This is a genomic window from Salinicola salarius (genome assembly GCF_003206135.1).
GTDB classification, from domain to species: Bacteria; Pseudomonadota; Gammaproteobacteria; order Pseudomonadales; family Halomonadaceae; genus Salinicola; species Salinicola salarius.
In genome coordinates this window covers 235,131-241,881 of the sequence record NZ_PZJT01000009.1, presented here as the reverse complement: position 1 = coordinate 241,881, position 6,751 = coordinate 235,131, and the positions used below count along the sequence as shown (strand labels likewise).

At 60.2% G+C, this 6,751-nt stretch carries 5 protein-coding genes and 2 pseudogenes; 5 read left to right on the top strand and 2 right to left on the bottom strand.

The window, feature by feature from the left end; genetic code table 11:
• On the top strand, positions 1–738 hold a 738-nt coding region (locus DOM32_RS10740), incomplete at its 5' end, for an electron transfer flavoprotein-ubiquinone oxidoreductase (protein ID WP_208625367.1).
• A gap of 531 nt (positions 739–1,269) precedes the next feature.
• Here DOM32_RS10740 and DOM32_RS10735 read toward each other — a convergent pair.
• A pseudogene (locus tag DOM32_RS10735) lies at positions 1,270–2,222 on the bottom strand (IS481 family transposase).
• Positions 2,223–2,279: 57 nt separating this feature from the next.
• On the opposite strand from DOM32_RS10735, the pseudogene DOM32_RS10730 reads away from it, so the two are divergent.
• The 3 genes and pseudogenes from DOM32_RS10730 to DOM32_RS10720 all read left to right on the top strand — a co-directional run.
• Positions 2,280–2,609, top strand: a pseudogene (locus tag DOM32_RS10730) (transposase); the annotation flags it as partial.
• A 243-nt stretch (positions 2,610–2,852) separates the two neighbouring features.
• Positions 2,853–3,638, top strand: coding sequence for an IclR family transcriptional regulator domain-containing protein (locus DOM32_RS10725; RefSeq protein WP_110634256.1), 786 nt, complete (start codon positions 2,853–2,855; stop codon positions 3,636–3,638).
• Positions 3,639–3,833: 195 nt separating this feature from the next.
• Positions 3,834–4,775, top strand: coding sequence for an AEC family transporter (locus DOM32_RS10720; protein WP_244179884.1), 942 nt, complete (start codon positions 3,834–3,836; stop codon positions 4,773–4,775).
• A 17-nt stretch (positions 4,776–4,792) separates the two neighbouring features.
• On the opposite strand, the gene DOM32_RS10715 is transcribed toward DOM32_RS10720, so the two are convergent.
• On the bottom strand, positions 4,793–5,476 hold the full coding sequence (locus DOM32_RS10715) for a sugar phosphate isomerase/epimerase family protein (RefSeq protein WP_277354958.1): 684 nt from the start codon (positions 5,474–5,476) through the stop codon (positions 4,793–4,795).
• A 349-nt stretch (positions 5,477–5,825) separates the two neighbouring features.
• Between DOM32_RS10715 and DOM32_RS10705 the strand changes: the two genes are divergently transcribed.
• Positions 5,826–6,695 (top strand): DMT family transporter, encoded by an 870-nt coding sequence (locus DOM32_RS10705; protein WP_110634250.1) that lies wholly within the window; start codon positions 5,826–5,828, stop codon positions 6,693–6,695.
• Positions 6,696–6,751: the final 56 nt, after the last annotated feature.

Genomic DNA, 6,751 nt, shown 5'->3' with positions numbered 1-6,751 from the left:
GCCCGCGCGATCACCAAGGGGGGCGCCAACTGCCTGCCCAGGATGACGATGCCCGGCGCCCTGCTGCTGGGCTGCGACGCCGGCACGCTCAATTTCGCCAAGATCAAGGGCATTCACACCGCGATGAAATCGGGGCTGGTCGCGGCGGAGAGCGTGTTCGAGGCCATCGCTTCCGGCGACGAGGGCGGTCAGGAGCTTACCGCCTTCACCCAGGCCTGGGAGTCGAGCTGGGCGTGGCAGGAGCTGCAGGCCAGTCGCAGCTTCGGTCCGGCCATCCATCGGTTCGGCACCGTGGGCGGCGGCGCCTTCAATTTCGTCGACCAGCTGCTGAGCGGCAAGCTGCCGGTGCAGCACGACACCACGCCGGACCATCAGTTGAAGAAGGCGGCGGAGTCGACGCCGATCGATTACCCCAAACCCGATGGCAAGCTATCGTTCGACAAGCCGTCCTCGGTGTTCCTGTCGAACACCAACCACGACGAGAACCAGCCCTGCCATCTGAAGCTGAGCGATCCGGACATTCCCATCGCCAGAAATCTGCCGGAATACGCCGAGCCCGCGCAGCGCTACTGCCCGGTTGGCGTCTACGAAGTGGTCGAGGAAAGTGGAGAACCGCAATTCCGAATCAACTTCCAGAACTGCATTCACTGCAAGACCTGCGACATCAAGGACCCGTCCCAGAACATCACCTGGGTAGCGCCCGAAGGTGGCGGCGGACCCAACTATCCGAACATGTAACATCATATGACTAGGCAGTTCGCATATGCCGCCGTGTGACTGGGTTTGCTAATGTCCCCCGTGGCCGGTTGAGAAACAACTTTTTCAGGCCGGTGCCGATGCTCCAATGCCCACCATTGACGGGATGACGGCAGTACCTCAAAAACTCGCACCAGCAGCTCACTAAATAGCAGCCCGGTAAGTTCCTGAAAATGGTACTGGTGGTGGGGTCGTCGGACGGTCGCGGATCCGGCGGATGACCAATGTTTACGGCGCTTGGTCAGAAACAACTGGCCATCGCGGTAAGTGCAGACCGAACGGGTGAACTCCGCCGACTGGCGATGCCGCTTGCTCTTGTAAGAAACCATACCTGTGGGCGCGTTTCATCTTGCCTTGCGAAATATACGAAATGGCAAGGCGGCAGCTGAGAAAAGGCAGCTAGAACAGGTAGTCTTGCCGGATGGCGTGCTATTCCTACGCACTACACATGTAGGATATCAATCGGTAATTAGGGGGGGGCAAAGGGAAACGGTGTCGAAAACTGTAATAAGACTAGGTGTTTGGTCCCGTTAAGTAATGGTTCGGGTCGTCATAAAATCTCTCGGGCTCTTTCTGCCATTGCTCAAGGATAAATCCTATCGGGGTCTTGCCCTTGAGCGCCCTGAGTGGCCGGGCACTGTTATAGGCCCATAGATAATCATCCAGATGGGACTGGAGCTGATCCAGCGAGGTGTAATGGAACGCCCAGGTCGTTGCCTCCCTGATGGTGCGGTTCATCCGTTCCACCTGTCCGTTGGTCCAGGGGTGGAAGGGCTTTGTCAGGCGATGCTCAATGCCGTGGCGGTGGTAACAGACGACATCGAAGATATGCGGCTTATAAGCTTCTGTTCCGGCCTTCTTCGCGAACTGTACCCCGTTATCTGTCAATACCGTATGGGCGCGGTAAGGCAGGGCCTGCAGCGTATCTTCGAGGAGTCAGCAGCGATCTGCCTCGTCATCTTCCGGTATAGCTGTGCATGAACGAACTTGGAGGTTCGATCTACGGCGACGAACAAGTAGGCTTTGCCCTCACCGGTGCGGATTTCACTGATATCAATGTGTAGGTAGCCAATCGGGTAACGCTTGAACAGCTTCTTCTCGCGCTTCTGGTCGCCAGTCTTGGGAAGCTGACTGATCCCGTGTCGCTGATAAAGCCGGTGCAGGCTTGATCGGGTAAGCGAAGGGATCTCTCGCTGAAGCGCATGAAGGCAGTCATCGAGAGGCAACAGGGTCTTCTGCCGGAAGGTGACGGCTGCGGCTTCCTCCAGGGGTGTCAGCGACGTGGAGCGAGCCGCCTTGGGGCCCATGCGAGTATCCTCGACGCTGTCCCGACTGCGCCACTTGCGCACAGTTTTTGGATTGATGCCGTAGCGCCGGCTCAACGTCGCGACCGAATCTGTCGATCGCTGTATTTCTGCTCGGATGGCGTGCGTGATCGTGGCGCGTTTGTGAAGAATCTGAACCATGGATCATCCTCCGATAATGGCTGGTAGGTTAGACCATTACTCTTCGGGACCACACACCTAGCCGAGTATGAAGCAGGCGCGAAGTGTGCGAACTTGTGCCGCAAACACGGCAGGTCGGAAGGAATCTTACTGAAAAGCCAAGTTAGACAATATAATGTTATCGGAAGCGAAGCGTCTAAAGCCCCTTGAGGACAAGAACGCGAAGCTCAAGAAGTCACTGGCTGAACAGATGCTCGATCTGACCGCTATGAAGGAACTGGTTTCAAAAAGTGGTGACGCCCGCCGTAACGCGCGAGACTGTCTCACATTTGAGGAACTCGCTTGGTATCTCTGAGCGGCGGGCCTGCCGGATAGTCAGGGGTGGATCGCAAGATGGTTCGATATCGGTTTCTGAATCGCTCCAGAGTGTCACACTTTGCATTACCATATCTTGAGCTCAAGAACTGTCATCCTCAATTGGCAAGCCAGCGTTACCATGAAGTGTACAATCAAAAGCTCTCTGCGATAGTAATTTGACCGTATAAGCTTATTTGCGCATGCCTTAAGAACAGATGTTCGGCTTTCGAACTTTCCTTTTACCCCTTAAGCTTGTGGGATTCGATTCGATAGATAGCGAGGAATGTTCCAGTCATGCCCAGCAAGGAAGAAATGCTCAACCCTGATGATCGCGACTTCGTCACTGCGCTCGCCAGCGGGCTCGAGGTGATACTCGCCTTCGATCAGCAGTCACCACGGATGACGTTGAGCGAGGTCGCTGCCAAGACAGGGATGAATCGTGCGCGTGCAAGGCGATTTCTGCTGACGCTGCACGCGTTGGGCTACGTGCGTAAACAGCACCGTTCTTTCGAACTGGCGCCCAAGGTTCTGCAACTGGGTTACGCCTTTCTCTCCTCGAACGGTTATCGCAGCGTCATTCAACAACACCTCGAGGACATCACCGATGTTACCGGCGAGTCTTCGTCGATGGGCGTACTCGATGGCGACGATGTCACCTATGTGGCGCGATCGGCGGCTCATCACCGCTTGATGTCCATTTCACTGTCGATCGGCACCCGCCTTCCGGCAGCCTATACCTCCATGGGACGCGTCCTGCTGGCACAGCTGCCTGATGCGGAACGCACTGCCTATCTCGAGCGGGTCGCTCTCTCGCGGCACACCGAACACAGCATCACCGACAAGACGACGCTGGAGGCGCGCCTCGTCGAGATTCGCGAGCAAGGTTACTGTATTGTGGATCAGGAGCTGGATTCGGGGCTCCGCTCTCTGGCAATCCCGGCCTTCGACGCCAATGGAGGGTTACTGGGCGCCATCAATATCAGCACCAACGCGGCGCGGATCGACATGCAGACATTAACGAAAGACTTCCTGCCCCTGCTTCGCGAGAAGGCGAAACTGATAGCCCAGCAGGTCAACTGAAAGCTCGCGACGGGCAGTCGGCCAGATCACGGAGGCGCACCGCCAGCGAGCGCTGGAGGTCATCGGCTGGCAACGCTGAACGCAGCGTCATCTGACCAGGAACGACGGGTACCGCTCGAGTGAATCCACTTGCCGGTGACCCGTCTCGGGCTCATGCTATTAGGCATAAGTCTAATTGGCAGCGGTCAACGTTTCGTGAACACCATCTTCGGCGCCATCGTTCCCATCTTCATCCTGCTGGGCATCGGTTATCTCGCGGTGCTCAAGCGCATCGTCGACAAGGCCCATATCCAGGGCATGGGCCGTTATGTGATCAACATCGCCCTGCCCGCTCTGGTGATCCAGGCACTGCTCCAGCGCCCGTTGGGCGAGGTCTTCAACGTGCCCTACCTGCTGGTCTACGGACTGGGTTCCGGGCTCGCCTTCGCCATCACCTTCGGCATGGTAACGCTGCGCGGTAACGCACCGCTGGAACGCCGGGCAATGTACGCCCTGGGCACGTCGGCCTCCAACAGCGGCTTCATCGGCTATCCGGTGGCGGTGCTGGTGGTGGGCCCCACGGCGGGCATCGCCCTGGCGCTCAACATGCTGATCGAGAACCTGCTGGTGATTCCCACGGCGCTGGTACTCGCCGAACTCGGCCGCCAGGCCAAGGGAGGCGTATGGGAGACGGTGAAACCGGTGGCCGTACGCATTCTGCGCCACCCATTGATCATCGCCATCGCCGTGGGCACGCTGCTCGCCGCGCTGAACCTGCATCCGCCGGCCCCGATTGCCCGGGTGCTCGAGATGCTCGCCGCCTCGTCCTCGCCGGTGGCGCTGTTCGTCATCGGTGGCACGCTGTGCGGCCTGCGCGTGCGCGGCATGGTCAAGCGCGTGACTCGGATCGCGCTCGCCAAGCTCTCCCTGCACCCGCTCTGCATACTGCTGATGGTACTGCTGATCCCGGGGCTCGATCCGGTATTCGCCACCGCGGCCATCATCTTTGCCTGCGCGCCGATGCTCTCGATGTATCCGCTGCTGGGTCAGCGCTACGGGTTCGGCGAGCTGGGCACGGCGGCGATGGTGATGGCGACGGTGCTGTCGGCGCTGACCTTGGCATTGGGAATCTGGCTGAGCCATATGTGGCTGATATAACACCGCACGAGGCGTTGTTACGGCTGCGAAGCCAGTAGCGAATCTAGCGCGTGCTTGCCCTGGAGCGCCGCCATTCCCGTCGGCATGACCGTCAGCGCATCGCTGAAGATTTCCAGCGACAGCGGCCCGGCATACCCTGTCCTGCCCAATGCCTCCATGAAGCGCTCGATGGGTAATTCGCCGTCGCCGGGAAACGCCCGTCGATGTCGGCTCAGCGCTTGCAGATCCTGCCCGCGTGGCCACGGAGAGTCGGCCAGCTGCACCAGGCCGATCCTGTCGCCGGGGATCGAGGCGAGGGTTTCCAGTTCGAGCTCGCGAGCCAGAACGTGGTAGCTGTCCAGCACGAGGGAAAGCGCCGGATGATCGGCCTGCTGCACGACCCGCCACGCCTCGCGATAGTCGAAGACATGCCGCCCCCAGGCCAGCGCCTCGAAACCCACGCGCATCTCCCGTTCGGTCGCCAGTTCGGCCAGGTCGCGCAGGCTGTCGGCGGCTCGGCCCCGGTCGTTCTCGGTTTCTTCGCGGGTATTGCTGCAGGCGAGCAGGAAATCACCGCCGAGATCGGCCAGCGTGTCGAGTTGGCGCCTGGCCTCCTCCAGCATCTGACGATGCCCAGCATCTGACGATGCAATGCCGGCGGCAGCGCCTCGGCATCGCGGAACGGCTGTAGCGCGACGACCGTTAGCCCAAGTTCCCGACAACGCTCCCCCACGGTTCGCGGCGCCAGACCGCTCGACTGCAGGTCATCGGCGAAAACCTCCACGCCGTCGAATCCGGCCCGCGCGATCGCCTCCAGCTTGTTCGTCAATTCTCCGCTCAGACAGAGCGTCGCCATCGCGGTTGTCGTCACTTGCTTCACGCGTTCTCTCCTAGCTGGCAGGAGCCACCAATCTGGCCCGTCTGGATGTTCAGCCTAGAAGGAAACCGTCACGACGCCACAGGTTCGCGAATCCGATTCCTCATCTACGCTGACGGCGGGGTCGCGCGCCCGAGCCGGCACAATCCGGAGCGCTGGCGACAGACAACATCTGCCAAGGAGGGCATCAAACCATGTCGAGTTCGGTGAAGGGCACCGTCTACATCACGCTTGCAGCCATGTTCTGGGGCCTGTCGGGTGGCCTTGCGAGCCTGCTGATGGACGAGGGCTGGGACCCTTACGTCATCTCGTTCTACCGCGGCGCGATCGGCCTGGTCTGCATGCTGGCCTGGTTCGTCCTCCATCCGTTGCGCAACCTGCGATTCGACTGGCGGCTCATCGCCTGGTCGGTCGTGGCTGGCGTTGGTGTGGCCGGCAACTTCACCTTCTATTTCCTGAGCATCTCGAACGCCAACGTGGCGATCGCCGCCACGCTGATGTACACCGCGCCGCTGTTCGTCTTTCTGGTGTCGTTCGCATGCGGTCTGGAGAAGCCTACGCTAGGCAAATGGGCGTCGATCACGGCGGTGATGGTGGGTATCGTGCTGCTGACCGACATCCTGCGCAGCGGCACGGGCCAGGTTTCGGTCTGGGGTATCGCTTGCGGCCTGTTGTCCGGCTTGTCCTACGCCCTGTTCATCTTCGGCTTTCGCTACGCCAGAGCCCAGGGGCCGGCGCAAGCGGTCCTGACGATCGCCTTCCTGACCCTGACGCTGCTGCTGTTCGCATTCGTCGACATCGGGCAGATGCAGCAAGTGCCATTCACCGGCGACGCCTACGGGTTTCTGCTGCTCGGCCTGTTCGGCGCAGGCATCTCCTTCTATCTCTATCTGCCCGGGCTGAGACGGACGTCCCCCTCGGCGGCCTCCATGATCGCCATGGTGGAGCCGGTCACGGCCTCGCTGTTCGGATTCGTCGTGCTGGGACAGACTCTCGCCCCGCTGCAACTTTTCGGCATGGCGATCATTCTGGTCACCATTACGCAGCTGAGTCTGCAGCGCTGATCCAGCCCCCGATTCGACCGATGGTCGCTTTTCACGCTGGTATACTGCCGCCTCGC

Bases quoted from the DNA above. Each gene is read 5' to 3' on its own strand.
- DOM32_RS10725 (WP_110634256.1), top strand. From the start codon at position 2,853: ATGCCCAGCAAGGAAGAAATGCTCAACCCTGATGATCGCGACTTCGTC.
- DOM32_RS10705 (WP_110634250.1), top strand. From the start codon at position 5,826: ATGTCGAGTTCGGTGAAGGGCACCGTCTACATCACGCTTGCAGCCATG.